The 15,714-nt window shown below is 28.4% G+C and carries 21 protein-coding genes; 6 read left to right on the top strand and 15 right to left on the bottom strand.

Going from position 1 to position 15,714, the window contains the following annotated elements; genetic code table 11:
• Nucleotides 1-8: 8 nt before the first annotated feature.
• From LPB03_RS06530 to LPB03_RS06470, 15 genes are all read right to left on the bottom strand, one after another.
• Nucleotides 9-794: a DUF3050 domain-containing protein gene (locus LPB03_RS06530; protein WP_065318689.1), complete on the bottom strand. Its 786-nt coding sequence runs from the start codon at nt 792-794 to the stop codon at nt 9-11.
• Between the two features lie 12 nt (nt 795-806).
• A complete protein-coding gene (locus tag LPB03_RS06525) occupies nt 807-1,268 on the bottom strand; it encodes a TspO/MBR family protein (protein ID WP_065318690.1) in 462 nt (153 codons plus the stop codon).
• A gap of 7 nt (nt 1,269-1,275) precedes the next feature.
• A complete protein-coding gene (locus LPB03_RS16610) occupies nt 1,276-1,443 on the bottom strand; it encodes a Lacal_2735 family protein (protein ID WP_139058945.1) in 168 nt (55 codons plus the stop codon).
• Nucleotides 1,444-1,448: 5 nt separating this feature from the next.
• On the bottom strand, nt 1,449-1,922 hold the full coding sequence (locus tag LPB03_RS06520; protein ID WP_065318691.1) for a glutathione peroxidase: 474 nt from the start codon (nt 1,920-1,922) through the stop codon (nt 1,449-1,451).
• 14 nt (nt 1,923-1,936) lie between these two features.
• On the bottom strand, nt 1,937-2,620 hold the full coding sequence (locus LPB03_RS06515) for an SDR family NAD(P)-dependent oxidoreductase (RefSeq protein WP_065318692.1): 684 nt from the start codon (nt 2,618-2,620) through the stop codon (nt 1,937-1,939).
• 3 nt (nt 2,621-2,623) lie between these two features.
• Nucleotides 2,624-2,839 carry a hypothetical protein gene (locus tag LPB03_RS06510; protein WP_026776986.1) on the bottom strand — a complete coding sequence of 72 codons (216 nt, stop codon included), beginning with the start codon at nt 2,837-2,839 and terminating at the stop codon, nt 2,624-2,626.
• A gap of 74 nt (nt 2,840-2,913) precedes the next feature.
• Nucleotides 2,914-3,138 (bottom strand): hypothetical protein, encoded by a 225-nt coding sequence (locus tag LPB03_RS06505; RefSeq protein WP_065318693.1) that lies wholly within the window; start codon nt 3,136-3,138, stop codon nt 2,914-2,916.
• Between the two features lie 55 nt (nt 3,139-3,193).
• Entirely contained in the window at nt 3,194-3,469 is a 276-nt protein-coding gene (locus LPB03_RS06500; RefSeq protein WP_065318694.1) for a TIGR03643 family protein, read from the bottom strand.
• A 1-nt stretch (nt 3,470) separates the two neighbouring features.
• Nucleotides 3,471-3,911: a hypothetical protein gene (locus LPB03_RS06495; protein ID WP_065318695.1), complete on the bottom strand. Its 441-nt coding sequence runs from the start codon at nt 3,909-3,911 to the stop codon at nt 3,471-3,473.
• A 111-nt stretch (nt 3,912-4,022) separates the two neighbouring features.
• Nucleotides 4,023-5,510, bottom strand: coding sequence for a cryptochrome/deoxyribodipyrimidine photo-lyase family protein (locus LPB03_RS06490; protein WP_065318696.1), 1,488 nt, complete (start codon nt 5,508-5,510; stop codon nt 4,023-4,025).
• The gene (locus tag LPB03_RS06485; RefSeq protein ID WP_065318697.1) at nt 5,500-7,032 is read right to left on the bottom strand and encodes a cryptochrome/photolyase family protein; all 1,533 of its coding nucleotides are present in this window, start codon (nt 7,030-7,032) and stop codon (nt 5,500-5,502) included. The genes LPB03_RS06490 and LPB03_RS06485 overlap by 11 nt, the downstream gene beginning before the upstream one ends.
• 1 nt (nt 7,033) lies before the next feature.
• Entirely contained in the window at nt 7,034-8,344 is a 1,311-nt protein-coding gene (locus LPB03_RS06480) for a DASH family cryptochrome (RefSeq protein WP_065318698.1), read from the bottom strand.
• Entirely contained in the window at nt 8,314-8,454 is a 141-nt protein-coding gene (locus LPB03_RS16515) for a DUF2256 domain-containing protein (protein ID WP_083187044.1), read from the bottom strand. Before LPB03_RS16515 ends, LPB03_RS06480 begins: the two co-directional genes overlap by 31 nt.
• A complete protein-coding gene (locus tag LPB03_RS06475; RefSeq protein ID WP_065318699.1) occupies nt 8,451-9,875 on the bottom strand; it encodes an SDR family oxidoreductase in 1,425 nt (474 codons plus the stop codon). The genes LPB03_RS16515 and LPB03_RS06475 overlap by 4 nt, the downstream gene beginning before the upstream one ends.
• A 2-nt stretch (nt 9,876-9,877) precedes the next feature.
• The gene (locus LPB03_RS06470; RefSeq protein WP_065318700.1) at nt 9,878-10,504 is read right to left on the bottom strand and encodes a flavin reductase family protein; all 627 of its coding nucleotides are present in this window, start codon (nt 10,502-10,504) and stop codon (nt 9,878-9,880) included.
• Nucleotides 10,505-10,873: 369 nt separating this feature from the next.
• Between LPB03_RS06470 and LPB03_RS06465 the strand changes: the two genes are divergently transcribed.
• From LPB03_RS06465 to LPB03_RS06440, 6 genes are all read left to right on the top strand, one after another.
• Nucleotides 10,874-11,323: a hypothetical protein gene (locus LPB03_RS06465; RefSeq protein ID WP_065318701.1), complete on the top strand. Its 450-nt coding sequence runs from the start codon at nt 10,874-10,876 to the stop codon at nt 11,321-11,323.
• A gap of 239 nt (nt 11,324-11,562) precedes the next feature.
• On the top strand, nt 11,563-12,867 hold the full coding sequence (locus LPB03_RS06460) for a tyrosine-type recombinase/integrase (protein ID WP_065318702.1): 1,305 nt from the start codon (nt 11,563-11,565) through the stop codon (nt 12,865-12,867).
• 67 nt (nt 12,868-12,934) lie between these two features.
• The gene (locus tag LPB03_RS06455) at nt 12,935-14,254 is read left to right on the top strand and encodes a hypothetical protein (RefSeq protein ID WP_065318703.1); all 1,320 of its coding nucleotides are present in this window, start codon (nt 12,935-12,937) and stop codon (nt 14,252-14,254) included.
• 71 nt (nt 14,255-14,325) lie between these two features.
• Nucleotides 14,326-14,622: a helix-turn-helix domain-containing protein gene (locus LPB03_RS06450; RefSeq protein WP_065318704.1), complete on the top strand. Its 297-nt coding sequence runs from the start codon at nt 14,326-14,328 to the stop codon at nt 14,620-14,622.
• Between the two features lies 1 nt (nt 14,623).
• On the top strand, nt 14,624-14,908 hold the full coding sequence (locus LPB03_RS06445; protein WP_065318705.1) for a helix-turn-helix domain-containing protein: 285 nt from the start codon (nt 14,624-14,626) through the stop codon (nt 14,906-14,908).
• A 95-nt stretch (nt 14,909-15,003) separates the two neighbouring features.
• A complete protein-coding gene (locus LPB03_RS06440; RefSeq protein WP_139058946.1) occupies nt 15,004-15,666 on the top strand; it encodes a hypothetical protein in 663 nt (220 codons plus the stop codon).
• Nucleotides 15,667-15,714: the final 48 nt, after the last annotated feature.

Here is a 15,714-nt window from a genome sequence, read left to right as displayed (position 1 = left end):
TGGATTAATTAGATGCTTGAAACAAGTTTTTCTTTTTGAATAAGATTATTAATAGCATCCCAAAGTGAAATTCTATGTTGTAAAGATTGTTTTGCTACTTTTAAGGTGTTTGCCCATTTTTGTTCATCTTCTCCACAAAGTTCAGCGACCATTTTTAAAGAAAGTGGTCCATGTTCATCTCCATCTAATTCTATATGACGTTCTAAATAATATTTTAATTTTGTATAAGATTGGTGTTTTGAATCTGAATTTTCAATAATTTTTAAGAACATGTCAGGAATTACATCTTCTCTTCCAAAGGTGAAAGAAGCTGCAATAAGATGAGGTTGTTTTGTTGCTATAACATCGAAAGTGAATTTTACAAACTCAGCAACTTTTTTATCAATATTTATTTCATTTAAAGCAGAATCAATCGTTTTTCCAGAAGCAATTTCTGTTACAAAATTTTCTATTTGATTTGTATTTGCGCCCATTTGTTTCATGGCATCTAAATACATTTCATAATGACTTTTTGGTTCACCAAGTTCGTTAATATCACTTTCTTCTCCGTGAACAATTTCATTAATGAACCTTGATAATATTGGGTTTTTTGGAGGTGTCCAAGGAACATGAACATTGGTAAGATGATTTTGCAAACTTTTTAAGAGCGACATAAAATCCCAAACAGCAAATACATGTTGCTCCATAAAAACTTTAATATCCTCTATATTTTTTAAATTTTTATAAAGTATATGATTTTGTAATTGAGTTCTTAATTCAAAAATTTCATTTTCTATATGTTGTATGTGTTTCATTTTTTAATAAGGTTAATTATGGACTAAAATGTAAAGATTTAAAGAGGTTGCAATGCACAACCAAATTATATAAGGTAACAGCAGATATTTATATTTTTTTACTTGATCACTTAATTTAAAATAATAAACAAATAGGAGTGAAGTCAATAAAAGAATAGTAATCAACCCAAATAAAACTAATTGTTGATTAAAAACAATATAATTCCAACTTACGTTTAAAATAAATTGAATTAGAAAAGCAATTTTTATTTTTTGAGTGTATTTAACTGTAAAAAGTTTCCCTAAATAGATAGAAAAGCAAATCATAATCAACGTCCAACTTGCACCAAAAACCCAACCTGGAGGAGTCCAAGGAGCTTTGTTGATATTCATATACCAATCTCCCATAGGTCCTGCACCCATTAACCAATTCCCAATTGCCAAGCCACCAAAGTTGATGATCAAAAAAAGAATTGTCAATTTTAATTGCTTCATTATAGGATTATTTTTTTAACGCTTCAATTTCTTTCAAAACATTGTCAGCTTCTAAATACTTTTGATCACTATCGCTTCTATTAGAAGATTGCAGTTTAAAACCTTCTTCCATTAACTTCTTATATTTTTCTTGAAGTTTTTCAGCTTCAGATTTCTTTTTGAACAATCCAAACATAACTATTATTTTAAATGTTTCGTGATTTTAGAACTTAATGGTTTTGTAATAGAAAAGTAATAATCGATTAATTTACCATCTTTATCCACCAAATATTTTTGAAAGTTCCATTTTACTGAAGAACTTTTTGTGCCATTATAATCTTTGTTTGTCAACCAAGAAAATAAAGGATGTTGGCTAGTTCCTTTTACATCTACTTTTTCTGTGATTAAAAAAGAAACGCCATAATTTACTTCACAAAATTCCTGAATTTCATCTGAATTACCAGGTTCTTGACTTCCAAATTGATTACAAGGAACACCAATAACTACTAGGTTGTCTTTGTAGGTTTTGTGCAGTTCTTCTAGATCCTTGTATTGAGGTGTAAACCCGCATTTAGAAGCTACATTTACAAAAAGTAAAAATTTATTTTTATAGGTTGATAAATCAATAGGTTTACCTTGTAAACTATTGATTTTAATATCGTAGATATTTGTCATATGTAAAGTTTAAATTATAATTTAAAACTTACAATTCCACAATCAAGTTCAAAGATTTGTCCTGAAATAGACGCAGCTTTTTCAGAGATTAAAAAAGTAGCCATATCAGCAACTTCATTAGGTTGTAAGTATTTTTTAAGAGGATGACGTTCAGTGATATTTTCTATCATTCTATCATTTCTTAATAATTTGGATGCTAAATCTGTATTCGTAACTGTTGGTGCAATTGCATTTACACGAATTGTAGGTGCTAATTCTGCACCTAAAGATTTTGTTAAACCTTCTACAGCAGATTTTGCTGTAGCAACACTTGCGTGAAAAGGCATTCCTAACTTTGCAGCAACTGTGCTAAATAATAAAATAGAAGGTTTGCTTCCGTTTTTAAGTGAAGGTAAAAAGTGTTGTATCGCTTTTACAGCGCCAATTACATTAATTTCGAAATCTTCTCTAAAATCTTCTAATTTTAATCTTGTAATTGGTTTTAGGTTGATGCTTCCTGGGCAATAAATAAGACTATCTATGGCTTTAATGTCAGGTAAATCATCAGAAAGTATATCTAAAGAATAGTGTGTAAAATTGTTGTGAGGAGGTAAAGTATCTGTTCTGCTAATGTTGATTACTTCGTTTTCATTGATTAAAGATTCGATAATCGCTTTTCCAATACCTTTACTTCCTCCAATTACAACTATTTTTTTCATAATTTATCGTCTTCCCTTCAAACGCTTTTCAATTTTTTGCTTTACAGCAGTTAAGCGTTTCATTTGATCCATTATTTCAGGATCTTTTTCTGATTTATATACTTCGTTTAATTCTAAAATAAGTGCTTTTACTTCTCTTGAAGCTAAAATTCTATCACTTGTTGTTTTGAATGAGAATTTTCTGTGTTCAAATTCTTCCGCTCTTTCTAATAAATTCATTCTTTATTTCTCTGTTTTTTCTAATTTTCGAATATAATTATAAAAGTTAGATAAGCAAGAAAAAAGACGATTTATTATGCAGTTAATGGTTTTCCCTTTAAACGCTTCTCAATACGCTGTTTTATAACGGTTAAACGCTTCATAATATCCATGATTTTAGTGTCTTTCGTTTTTTTATAAACTTCATTTAGGCTTAAAATCAATTCTTTTGCTTCTCTAGCAGCCATAATTCGATCGCTAGTTGTTGGGAATCTCATTTTTCGAGTTTCAAATTCTAAGGCGTGGTTTATAAGTTCCATAATTTGTAATTTTATAATTTTTACTTTATTCTTTTAATCAAAAAAAATAATATTTTTATCTTTTTGATATTGAGTTATTTGAGATTGATTTTTGTCGAGTACATTTAAATCTTCCTTTTTCGAAAGTTCTTAATTTTTCGTGCTTCGTTTTTCTTCCTTGCACTCTTGCTCTCCACATTTTAAAACTGCTAGGTTTCATTTCTTTTCTCATCAAATCAATCACTTCTTGCTCTTTTAAGCCGAATTGAAATTGAATTGCTTCAAAAGTTGTTCTATCTTCCCAAGCCATTTCTATAACTCTATCAATAGCTATTGTATCTAATTGCTTCATTTTAGATTTGTTTTTCGGTATCATAAAAAGAATAATTTTCCTCATTCTTAATTTTTAAATCTAATAAGCGATCTAGGAATTTTTTATTTTCTTTTAAAAATTTATTGTTCTTAAATCTGATAAAATTTCCTTGAGCATGAATGCTATAACTATTTGTGTTATAAATGTGTAACTGATAAAAAGGAATTGCCCAACTATAATTTTTATGGCCTTTTGCAATATGTACTAAAATTCCTTTTTTTCTAATTTCGATGTTTCCATAGTTGATATCTGCAACACTATTTAAAATGTTTTTAAAACCAATACTAACATCTTCAATAACCATTCTTTTAGAGCCAACTCCTTTCATTTTTATAGATTCAAAAAATGAATAAGAATCGCCTACTAAATCATTGATTGTAGCTTTTGCTTCTTTGTTTGTATGTGTTGTATTAAATATCACAATACAAAGATACAAAATCTATGATTTGTTTAATCTATTTTATTTAATGATAAACAAAGTATTAACAAATAATTATGAGAATTCCCTTGATTTTTGGAGGGAATTTGGCTCTTAATCGTTTTCTAAAATTTTATTTCTATCAGAAAGTGTGTGTTTTTTTAAGATTCTTCTAGTTTCCATTACAACCTCAGGATCTTTACGCATTTTATATAAAATATTGCTTGCTTTTTTTCTTGAAATTTTAATATCTACAATTGGTTTTGGGTAATCAATTCCCAACTCAAAATTAGCAAATTGTTGATCTAAAGGGGTCATTAAATAAGGTTCATGAATAAAAGGAGTTGTTAATTTTGCTAATTCAGGTACCCATTTTTTAATAAAGTTTGCATCTGCATCATGTTCGATACTATTTTTTAAAGGACTATAAATTCTTATGGTATTTGTGCCAGTTTCTGAGGCTTGCATTTGCAATTGTGGAAAATGAATTCCTGGTTCAAAATCTAAAAATTGTTGCGATAAATGATGTGTTGCATCTTGCCAAGGTTGCCATAAAATATGCGTAAAAAATGAAACTAACATAGCTCGCATTCTAAAATTTAAATAACCAGTTTCATTCAAACAACGCATACTAGCATCTACTAAAGGGAAACCAGTTTTACCTTGTTTCCATGCTTTTTGATATGTTTCAGAGATGCTTTTCTTTAATTTATGATAGCCTTTATTTACACTTGCTTCTTCCATAGTGTGCTCCATTTCGAACTTTTGAACAAAATGAGCTTGCCAACGTAATCGAGAAACAAAAGCGCCTAAATCTTTTTTATTAGCCTCAGTTTTATGTTCTAAAGCTGCTTGAAATATTTGACGAATTGACACATTTCCCCAAGCAATATAAGGTGATAATCTACTACAACTTTCTCTTGCTAAAGCTGGTTTAGAAATGTGATGCATGTAGTTTTTATGTCGGGTTTCAAAAAAAGTGTTGGCATATTTCCAAGCCATTTTAGAACCTCCTTTTTGAAATACAGTATTTTTTTTAGCTTCTAAACTTGTAATAAAAAAGGCTTTTTCTATTTTTTTGATAATTTCAATTGATAAAAAAAATTCTTTTTTTAGTTGATATTCAAAAAGTGGTTGATACATATAGTCGTCCCATTTTTCGAACCAATCGTCTCTATTTAGCAAGCCTCTTAAAACGCCATTATTATTGTTTTCTACCCAATTTATAGAGTTGTTTCTGCAATATCTTTTAAAATCTTTATCTCTTTGGTAAGTGATTAATAAGCCAGTTTCTTGATGCGAAAAAACCGTATCAATTTTATAATAATTTAAAATTTGATTAAAAGCAGTAACTACTTCAGTTGTTACACATAATATTTTGGTGTCAAATTTTATCAAATCTTTATTTAAGTCTACTATCGATTGTTTGATAAAATCCCAATGACGCTCTGAATAATGATCATCTTCTAACAACGGTTTTTCAAAAACATAGATTAATAAAGTTCGTTTGCCAGCATTTAAAGCGTTTAAAATTGCTTCATTGTCTTGCAAACGCAAATCGCGTTTTAACCAAATAATATTTATTTCTTCGTTAATATTCATCTAAATTTTGAATAATATGATTCGCTTTTTCTTTGATTTTACTTCTATCTGATGCTGACATTTTATTCAGCAAACTATACATCATTTTCATCCTAAAATTAGAGGATAATTTTTCTTGCTTCTCATCCAGGAAATTCCAATATAAGCTGTTAAAAGGACAAGAATCATCCTCTAATTTTGTCTTTTTATTGTACTTGCATCCATCACAATAATTGCTCATTTTGTGAATGTAACTTCCACTAGAAACGTAGGGTTTTGTGGCGATTTTTCCACCATCAGCAAATTGGCTCATTCCTCTTGTGTTTGGTAACTGAACCCATTCAATGGCATCTACATAAATGCCTAAATACCAAGCGTCGATTTCATCAGGATTTATTTGTGTTAATAAGGCAAAATTCCCTGTAATCATTAAACGTTGAATGTGATGTGCATAGCCATTATCCAAAGAATTATTAATCGCATTTTTAAGGCAATTCATTTTGGTGTTTCCTGTCCAGAAAAAGTTAGGAAGTTTGTTGTGATTGTCTAGAAAATTCTCACTTTTATAATCAGGCATTAACATCCAATACATTCCTCTCATATATTCTCGCCAACCAATAATTTGTCGAATAAAACCTTCTACTTGAGAAATGTTTATTTCATCTTTTCGCTCTCTATAAGTTTGTAAAGTTGCATCGATAATTTCTTTAGGAGAAATCATTTTGGTATTCATTGCAAACGATAATTTTGAATGAAATAAATACCAATTATCTGTATGCATGGCATCTTGAAAATCGCCAAAATGAATCAATAAATTTTCGCAGAAATAGGCTAATTGTTCTAAAGCTTGTTTTCTGGAAATCGGATATTCAAAATATTTCTCATTGATTTTTCCAATGGATTTAACTCCAGCTTTTTCAATTTCTTGTAGGATTTCTGAAACATCATTATCAAAGTTTTTTTGAGGAGGAATAATCGTATCGCCTTTCCATTTTTTTCGATTGCTGGCATCAAAATTCCATTTACCACCTTCAGGTTGTGCATCCACCATTAAAATTTGATGTTTTTTACGCATATCTCTGTAAAAATTTTCCATCAAAAAGGTTTTCTTCCCTTTAAAAAACGTTTTTAAATCTTCTCTTTCTGTATAAAAATGTTCGGTAGAAAAAACTTCGGTTTCAATGTCGATATTTTTGCAAAAATCTTTTAATTGTTTGTCTAGTCTAAATTCATCTGGCAATTGATATTCAAACTTTTCAATATTGTTTTCTTTGATTAGTTGTGATAAATTTTCGATTAAACTTTGGGTGTTTCTTTTATCATTTAGTTGATAATAAATAACAGCATGATTTTTAGATTTTAACTCATCAGCAAAATTTCGCATCGAAGCAAAAAAGCCAACTATTTTTTGAATATGATGTTTTACGTAATCGGTTTCTTGACGCATTTCAAAAAAACAATAGATATTATTTTCATCAACTTTATGATACCAAGAATGGTTGCTATTTAGTTGATCTCCTAAAATTAAGCGTAATTTTTTCATTCTAAAATAATGTTTTCTCTAACCAAATATTTCTGAATTTATGATTGGAATCATAACGTTCTGCTTGCAATTTTGTGTTGAATTTTCTGTCTCGTGGATCATTGCCAACACCAGCAACATACATCCAATTTCCATAATTGCTATGCACATCATAATCTAGTAAAAGCGACTCAAAATAGGTAGCTCCAATTCGCCAATCTAACAACAATTCTTTTGCAAAATAAGAAGCTACGTTTTGCCTTCCTCTATTGCTCATCCAACCTGTTTCTTTCAATTCAATCATGTTTGCGTTTACAAAATCGTCTTTTGTTTCGCCATTAATCCATTTTTGAACTACTTCTTCATTGGTATTCCATTCGTAATTTTTTTCTAAAATCCCGCCAATTTTGAAGATTTTAGCATTGTGTTTTAAAGAAATATATTTGAAATAATCTCTCCAAATCAACTCAAAAATTACCCAATAAGTAGATTGATTTGAGCCAAATTCTTGCTCATATTCTTTAATTTTATTATAGATTGTTTTTGCTGATAAACTTCCATTTGCCAACCAAGCAGAGAATTTTGTAGAATAACCAATTCCAATTAATCCGTTTCTAGTTTGTTTGTAGAAACCAACTTTTTTAGTTTCAAAAAAATAATGATCTAATCGTTTTAAGGCTTCAGTTTCTCCACCTTTAAATGGGAAAGCAGAATTTCTATGGGTTTCAAAATCAACAAAACCTAATTCTTGTAATGTTGGGATGGTCGTTGAATCTTCAACTAAATTATCAGAAGCTACTTTTGAAATGGTTATTTCTGGTAGAATTTCAACATACTTTTCTAGCTTTTTTCTAAAGCCAGTAAATACATTCGGAATCTTCTCAAAATTTTTAGAAACCGTTTCTGGATGGTATAAAAATTGATCATAATCTTCGACGAAATTTATACTTTCATCCAAAGTCGATTTTATCAAATTATTTGTTTCGACTTCTTCTGTTGTCCATTCTTTTTGCGTGTAAATGGCATTTACAGAAAATTCATCAACCAAAAAAGAAATTTTGTTTTCTGGAGCATCAAAATAGGTGAGAAGTGTAATATTTAGTTTTGCCAAATTTTCTTTTAAATCTGTAATCGTTTCAATTAAAAATTTAGCTCTAAACTTCTCAGTTTTTTTAAATCCGAAGATTTCTTTTTTAAAGTTTTTTGGATCAAAAAAATAGACTGCAATTATTTTTGTATGATTGTCAATTGCTTTTTTTAGAGAACTATTATCTTGAGTTCGCAAATTATTACGAAACCAAATTAAACCTGTGTTATTTTGTTTCTCCTGCATTTTTCGCTACAATATTTAACGTCGTTCCAATTCTTTTCCCACTTTTTTCGCCAAGTAAAAGGTCTTTTACAGACAAGACATTCTTTCTCTGGTAAATGTTGTTTTTTCACTTTAATTTATTGATGTTGTTGATCATCCCATTAAAAACGAACCAGTGAAATGGCATTACTGAGTACCAATACATTCTGCCAGCCAAACCATGAGGTCTAAACGTTGCTGTTTGGTATAAAATGCCATCTTTGATTTTAAATTCTAACCAAGCTTCCCCAGGCATAATCATTTCTGCGTATAATAATAATTTTCCTTGTTCTTTATCTGCAAAAATTACACGCCAAAAATCTAAAGCATCACCAACATTTAATTCAGTTGGGTGTCTTCTTCCTCTTCGTAAACCTGCACCACCAAAAAACTGATCTAAAAAACCACGAATTTTCCATAAAAAAGTTCCATAATACCAGCCAGTATTTCCACCAATTGCCCAAATTCTGTCCAATACAATTTCTCTATCTTTTACTTTTCTTTTCTTAAAATCTTTAAAGCAACCATATTCAGGTACGTTTATAAATTCGTGTAGAAAACCTTGTAATTTGCTGCTTACATAAGAATCTTTCCAGCTAGAAATAATGCTATTTTGTTCGATTTTCTTAAAGGCTAATTCCAATGCTTTTTTGTAGGAAATTGGCTCAATATCTAATAGTTGGTTAATGTTACTTTTATTCCCAATAACTTCTACACCCATTGAGTTTACTAAAGAAGAAGCTAGTTTGTACGATGTAGAAGTTACAAAATATAACCAATAAGAAGATAGTTTTGGGGTCATTACAGGCACAGTTACAATCGTTCTTTTTAGTTTTCTAAATTCGGCAAATTGTAACAACATTTCTTTGTAGGTCATAATTTCTGGCCCAAAAATATCATAAGAAGTATTGTACAACTCTTTCTTAGATAATGCTTTGTGTAAAAAGGCTAAAACATCTCTAACTCCTAAAGGTTGGGTTTTTGTGTTTAACCATTTAGGAGCGATCATAAATGGTAATTTTTCTACAATATCTCTAATGATTTCAAAGGATGAACTTCCTGAACCTACAATAATTCCAGCTTTAAAAGTGGTTAAAGCATAACTTTTAGAACTTAACGCTTTTTCAACATTTTTTCTTGATAATAAATGTTTTGAAAGCTTTGTGTCGTTGGTAATTCCACTTAAATAAATAACTTGTTTTATGGTTGTATTTTCTGCATATCTTTTAAAATTAAAAGCACATCTTTCTTCTAAAACATGAAATTCTTTTGCAGAATTAGACATGGAATGAATTAAATAATAGGCAGCTTCAACATCTTTCGGGATGTTATTTAAAGAATCTGCTTTTAAAAAATCAGCTTCAACCAAAATGATATTTTGCTCTTCCTTAAAATAACTTTCAGCCCTTTTTACATCTCTTACAGGACAAACAACTACATGACCATCATTAATTAATAACGGAATTAATCTTTTGCCAATGTAACCTGTGGCTCCTGTAACAAGAATTTTCATAGTTATTTTTTTATCTCTTTTGGTCTTTGATACGTTAATTGTTTTTTGAATTTAGGAATTGCATATGTATCTAAACCATTTATGGTAGCTACGTTTCCTAACGATAAATTAATCAATCCATCATTTTGTAATAACTCATCTTTTACATATAATTCCTGTATTTGAGCAACAACTAACATCACATCGTTTGAAGGTACATAAATTTCCTCAATAAACTTCATGCTCATTTGTACTGGAGCATTTTTTACAAAAGGTGCTTTAAAATTTCCTTTAAATTCTGCTTCAAAATTGGTCATATCAAATTCAGAAATATCATCTGGATATTTTGCAGAAGTGTGATGTGCATCTTCAATAACTTCTTCCCAAATATGATTGATGGTGAAATAACCTACATCTTTTAGATTTTTATGTGTATTTCTTGGAACTGTGGTGGGTCTTAAAATAAAACCTAAAGTTGGTGGATTAGATCCCAAATGCGTAACCGAACTAAAAACAGCAACATTGGTAATGCCTTTTGTAGAAATTGTGCCTAATAAGTTGGCAGATTTAAATCCTGAGCAACTGTTAATTAGGTTGATACGATAAATTTTATCTAGATTATGAATGTCTTTTTGATTGAAAAATTGCATGTTTTTTTTTGGGTTGATGTAAACAAAGATACAAATTGTTTAAGTTTTATTAATTATTATTAAACAATAATGTTTTGTTAAATCGTATAAAACAGGTTTTTTATAAAGCTGCGAATACCTATTTAATTTTGATTGGTTTGCTTTTATTTGCGTATCAATTATGTGGGTATTTTACTCAGCATTAAAAAGCTAAACTAGTTTTAATGGTGATGTTTTTTAACTAATTTTTAAGATTGTCGTTTTATTGCAAATGAAATATTTAATCTTAAAGTAAATCAGTATATTTAAAGTGGTTATTTTTAAATAGCATATTTTTGAGATTGACTTACCGAAAATACTTTTAATAATAATTATAGATAAAATCAAGAAATGTTAGAAAAAGAATTAAAATTTATAGAAGATTCGATTCAATTTAAAGATCGTAAAAATTTAAAAGTTTCGAAAGCTACTGTTGGTTGGCATTTAGACCATTCTTTAAAAGTTTTAAATAACGTTTTATTTGCAATTAAAGATTCTGACCCAAAACTTTACAAGAAAAAATTTAATAGTTTACGTTTTATAACATTTATTTTAGGGAAGTTTCCTAGAGGAAAAGCCAAATCGCCTAAAAGAGTTTTGCCACCAGAAATTATCGAAACTGTTGCTATTAAAAATCAGCTAGAGGAAGTAAAAAGTAATTTAAAGTTTATGGATGAATTAGAAGAAAATCAATTTTTTGACCATCCTTATTTTAATCATTTAAATAAAAAGCAAACTATAAAGTTTTTAGGAATGCATACAAATCATCATTTAAAAATTATAAAAGAGATCTTAAAATAGTTTAAAGCATAAAAAAACCCGAACAAAAATTGTTCGGGTTTTAAGTGGTACCTCCAGTACTTTCGATTACTTTATTAAAACATCTTAATTTATGTTAAAACCTTTGTAAAGCCTTTATTTACAGGGTTTTTGTTGTTTTATTTAAGTAAGTAAATTATCTACTATTTTATATCAAAAAACTCTTATTAGCACCCTAATTAACACCCTTTTTTTTGTATCTTTATAAAAAATAAAACGCTATGAGTAAGGGAGTTGAAAGAACAAAAGGCACAATTAGATTTGCTTTTAAGGTTTCAAAAACAAAGTTAGAAGAAAACAAGAATCTTCAAAGTATTATATTTCTATTCTTCAGTTACGGTAAAAATCGATTTAAATATTCAACAGGTTATAAAGCTTGTTTTAATGATTGGGATTTCAGAAAGCAACGCATTAAAAATAAAGTTGGTATTGAAGATAAAGACAAGATTAACGAGGTTTTAAGCGATTTAGAAAGCTATTTAAATAAAGAGTATTCTAATCTAGATAACGACACTAAAAACGTTTCTAATGAGCTTTTAAAATACAAATTAGATGTATTTACAGGTAAGATTATTCCGAATCAAGAAATCGACACAAACCTCTCCTTTTTTGATGTCATAGATAAGTATATTGAACAAAAAGAGGGTAATATTTCCATCATTACTGTGAGGTCTTATAAGCAAACTAAAAAGAGGTTGCAAGAGTATGAAAAACACTTCAACAAAAAATTGATGTTTGATTATATAGATATGCGTTTCTATAATGAATTCAATACGTTTATGGAAAGTAAAAAATATGCTTTAAACACTATAGGTAAGCATATAAAGAACTTAAAAACCTTTTTAAACTATGCAGTGGCAGAAGGCTATACAAACAACCAAAAGTTTAAAAGCAACGATTTTAAAGTATTAAAAGAAATTACTACGGAAATTTATTTAACTGATGCAGAGATAAAAGAAATGTTTGAAAAAGATTTCTCTAAATATCCAGAGGTAGAATTGGTAAGAGATGTTTTTCTAATGGGATGTTACACAGGTCAGAGAATAAGCGATTACAATGGTTTATCTGAAAATGATATTGTAGAAATAGATGGATTTCAATATTTCAAAATTAAGCAGCAAAAAAATAAGAAATATCATAGGGAGGTTTTATGTCCTATAACAAAAGAAATGCGTGAAATTATGTCTAAAAGGCATAACAATAAACCTCCAAGAAAGATTGCAGAAGCTATTTTAAACGATTATATAAAACAAGTAGGGCAAATGCTTGAATGGAATACGTTAGTTAAATGCGAGTATACAAAAGGAGGTATAGGAAAAACGGAAATGATTCCAAAATACGACCTAATTAAATCTCATACAGCAAGAAGAAGTTTTTGCACAAATAAATATAAAGCAGGTATGAATATCTTTGATATTATGTTGTTTTCTGGTCATACTACAGAGAAAGAATTTTATAAATATATCCGCATCAAGGACGAAGAAAGAGCTTCTCATATTGTAAAAAGTGGCTTTTTTAATGTTTAATAGATTAAGTTAGATGTAAAAGGATAAATTCTACTATATTTAGGCAGTCATAAAAAATTGCAAATTAATGGCAGAATTACAAACAGAACAACTGAATGATTTTTATATCAATATTGGTTTGGATAATAATGAAATGAACCATAATTTTTTTAAAAATTATGTAGAACAAAATTTACACAAATCAATACATCTTCTCGAAAAAGAAATAAAACATAATCTGTTAGTTCTGGATGTTAGGAGATTAGAGATATACTTTAATCAAGTAATTGAAAAGCTTGAAAATTCAACTTTTTTAAAATTTGATGACGCTAAAATAGAAGAATATGTAAAGAAGTACGATTTAAATAAGGAGAATATTCTTAATATCAATAATAAAGAGTTAATTCATTATTTAACTTTAATAGGAGATCCATTCGACCCTTTGCACGGTGCTAATTATGAATCATATTTTAAAGCAGAAAAAATAAAAAGTATTTTCTATAAATATACAGCAAAACACGAAATACTTTTCTTTTTAGATAGGATTAGATCCTTGCAAACAAAATATATAGACAAGTCAGTTAAGAAGAAAATAAGCTATGCAAAATTGTTTAGTTATGAGCTCTCTAAATATGACAGTTTAGCAATAGAACATAATTACTACGCATATTATAACAGCATATTATTACCTTATATAGCTAAAGTTAAAGAAGAGGTACAAGAATATATATTGGAATTAAACCCTATAAAAATACCATTATATTTAGATAAAACAATTGAAGAAATAGAAAATGCAGGTTTTCAAAATGAATCAGCGACAATAATAGATAAGTATGTTAGTAAATATAAAATCGATTTAAAAAAACTTCCAGAAGTTAAAGACTCTAAATTAAGGGAAATATTAAGTACAAAAGATTTTAGGCAAGAAATGCCATATAACGAATTCTCTGAAATAGAGTACGTACAACTAAACTTTTATTTATATGGTTTAAGAACAGAAACTATTAAATTATTAGATTACTTAAAAGGTTTACAAGTAAACTATCAGATTACAAGTAATGTCGAAACCAAAGAATTATTAAATTATAATAAAATAGTTTTTAAATCTTATGACACTCAAAAATGGTTTGATACTGCATTAAGAAGTTTAAATACAATTGATAAAGATAGTGTAATTAGAAGAGGCTTCCAAGCTATTGCAAATACTTTTTATAAAGATGAAGTTTGTAAAAAATATATTTTTCAATATGCTTTTAGTTTAAAAGATTATATAGCACACTTAAACAAAGAATATGCTGCAGGTATTGAAAGAAATGATAAATTATCTGAATCTGTAAATCATATTGATAAAGTGAATGGTTTAGTTATGGAATACCAAAGTAAGCTACAAAATAATACAACCGAATAAATCCGAATAAGTCCGAATTTTCGCAACAAAACTTATGTCGTTATTTAGCAGAGAATTTAAAAACAAATTTTATGTTAGAGAACAACATCACACAAGTACACGGTATCACACCACAACAATTAAGAGAAAACATTTTAAAAGATGTTAGAACAGAACTAAAAGAAATAGTGCTGAACTTTCAACCCAAAACTCAACCAGAATATCTGACTAGGAAAGAAGTTGCTAAAATCTTAAAAGTATCATTGGTAACCCTTTCAGATTGGAATAACAAAGGTGTTTTGAAACCTTACAGATTAGGAAATCTCATCAGATACAAAAGAGAAGAACTAGACCAAGCATTAATTAGTATTAACTCTAAAAACAAATAAGATGAGCAATTTTCAACACCCATTTAACGACTCTTTAAAAAAGATTTTAGACAGATTAGAACATTTGATTAAGCAAAGTGAATTTAAAAATAAGCAAGACCCAAATTATGTTTTGTTAGATAATTCAGATATTCTAAAGTTATTTAATATATCACCAAAAACAGCAAGTAATTGGAGGGAAGAACAAATATTACCATATTCCCAAATAAAAGGTAAAATCTATTATAAGCTGGGAGATATACATAAAGTAATTGACGAGCATTACAATCCTAATAAAAAAAAATAGTAAGAATTAGTAGGGTAAATATCCCAATTGAAATGTGCAATTGGGTATTGCAAAATAATCAAGAAAGTCCTTTTTGTTTATTTGTTTACCTTAAATTGTCATATCCATCAGGTAAAATACAATGGATTCATCAAGACAAAGAATATGCAAGTTTCTTTTTAAAAAAATGTAGTAAAACAATAACAAATAATTTCAACAAATTAATAGCATTAGGTTGGTTGTATTATGATGAAGAATTTGAATATTATAGATTAGTGTCTATAGATACTTTAAGAGATGAAAGAGATTGGACACAAAGAAGAGCAGCACCTTTTACTTATAAAGATGTAACACATATTAGAGCTGCATTAGGTGCAATATTGTATACGCAGTTATATAAATCTTATTGCAGGAAACATTTTAAAAAACGTAAAAGCAACGTGCTAAAAAGTGAAAGCGCCAGTGAGTCTTTTACGTTTTCCTGTGACGTTAAAAGATTTGCAGAAATTTCTGTAAACAGTATTGAGAGTATTTTTGGTTTATCAATAAATAAAGCATCCAGAATTAAAAATTTAGCAGCAAAAGAAAATCTATTAGAAGTTCAAAAACAGTATTTCGAGTTGACTCAAGAACAAGTATATGCAGCAAAAAAAGGAGCTAAATATAGAGGTGAAAATCAAAATATCATCTTTAAAAACGGAAAACACTATTTACAGCTAACGGATAAGATTTACTCTGATTTATACTTTAAAAAGAGGAAAAAATTAGAAACATTATAAGTGAATATATATACTATAAGTACTACTTCTTTTAATATTATAAATAAA

It is taken from the genome of Polaribacter vadi (assembly GCF_001761365.1).
Classification (GTDB): domain Bacteria; phylum Bacteroidota; class Bacteroidia; order Flavobacteriales; family Flavobacteriaceae; genus Polaribacter; species Polaribacter vadi.
The sequence above is the reverse complement of the archived record's forward strand: the minus strand, read 5'-3'. Positions and strand labels throughout refer to the sequence as shown.

Coding starts and splice junctions, on each gene's coding strand:
- LPB03_RS06525 (WP_065318690.1), bottom strand. CDS start 1,268: ATGAAGCAATTAAAATTGACAATTCTTTTTTTGATCATCAACTTTGGT.
- LPB03_RS06485 (WP_065318697.1), bottom strand. CDS start 7,032: ATGAAAAAATTACGCTTAATTTTAGGAGATCAACTAAATAGCAACCAT.
- LPB03_RS06530 (WP_065318689.1), bottom strand. CDS start 794: ATGAAACACATACAACATATAGAAAATGAAATTTTTGAATTAAGAACT.
- LPB03_RS06490 (WP_065318696.1), bottom strand. CDS start 5,510: ATGAATATTAACGAAGAAATAAATATTATTTGGTTAAAACGCGATTTG.
- LPB03_RS06510 (WP_026776986.1), bottom strand. CDS start 2,839: ATGAATTTATTAGAAAGAGCGGAAGAATTTGAACACAGAAAATTCTCA.
- LPB03_RS06445 (WP_065318705.1), top strand. CDS start 14,624: ATGAGCAATTTTCAACACCCATTTAACGACTCTTTAAAAAAGATTTTA.
- LPB03_RS06520 (WP_065318691.1), bottom strand. CDS start 1,922: ATGACAAATATCTACGATATTAAAATCAATAGTTTACAAGGTAAACCT.
- LPB03_RS06515 (WP_065318692.1), bottom strand. CDS start 2,620: ATGAAAAAAATAGTTGTAATTGGAGGAAGTAAAGGTATTGGAAAAGCG.
- LPB03_RS06455 (WP_065318703.1), top strand. CDS start 12,935: ATGGCAGAATTACAAACAGAACAACTGAATGATTTTTATATCAATATT.
- LPB03_RS06480 (WP_065318698.1), bottom strand. CDS start 8,344: ATGCAGGAGAAACAAAATAACACAGGTTTAATTTGGTTTCGTAATAAT.
- LPB03_RS06500 (WP_065318694.1), bottom strand. CDS start 3,469: ATGAAGCAATTAGATACAATAGCTATTGATAGAGTTATAGAAATGGCT.
- LPB03_RS06450 (WP_065318704.1), top strand. CDS start 14,326: ATGTTAGAGAACAACATCACACAAGTACACGGTATCACACCACAACAA.
- LPB03_RS16610 (WP_139058945.1), bottom strand. CDS start 1,443: ATGTTTGGATTGTTCAAAAAGAAATCTGAAGCTGAAAAACTTCAAGAA.
- LPB03_RS06505 (WP_065318693.1), bottom strand. CDS start 3,138: ATGGAACTTATAAACCACGCCTTAGAATTTGAAACTCGAAAAATGAGA.
- LPB03_RS06460 (WP_065318702.1), top strand. CDS start 11,563: ATGAGTAAGGGAGTTGAAAGAACAAAAGGCACAATTAGATTTGCTTTT.
- LPB03_RS06470 (WP_065318700.1), bottom strand. CDS start 10,504: ATGCAATTTTTCAATCAAAAAGACATTCATAATCTAGATAAAATTTAT.
- LPB03_RS06465 (WP_065318701.1), top strand. CDS start 10,874: ATGTTAGAAAAAGAATTAAAATTTATAGAAGATTCGATTCAATTTAAA.
- LPB03_RS06475 (WP_065318699.1), bottom strand. CDS start 9,875: ATGAAAATTCTTGTTACAGGAGCCACAGGTTACATTGGCAAAAGATTA.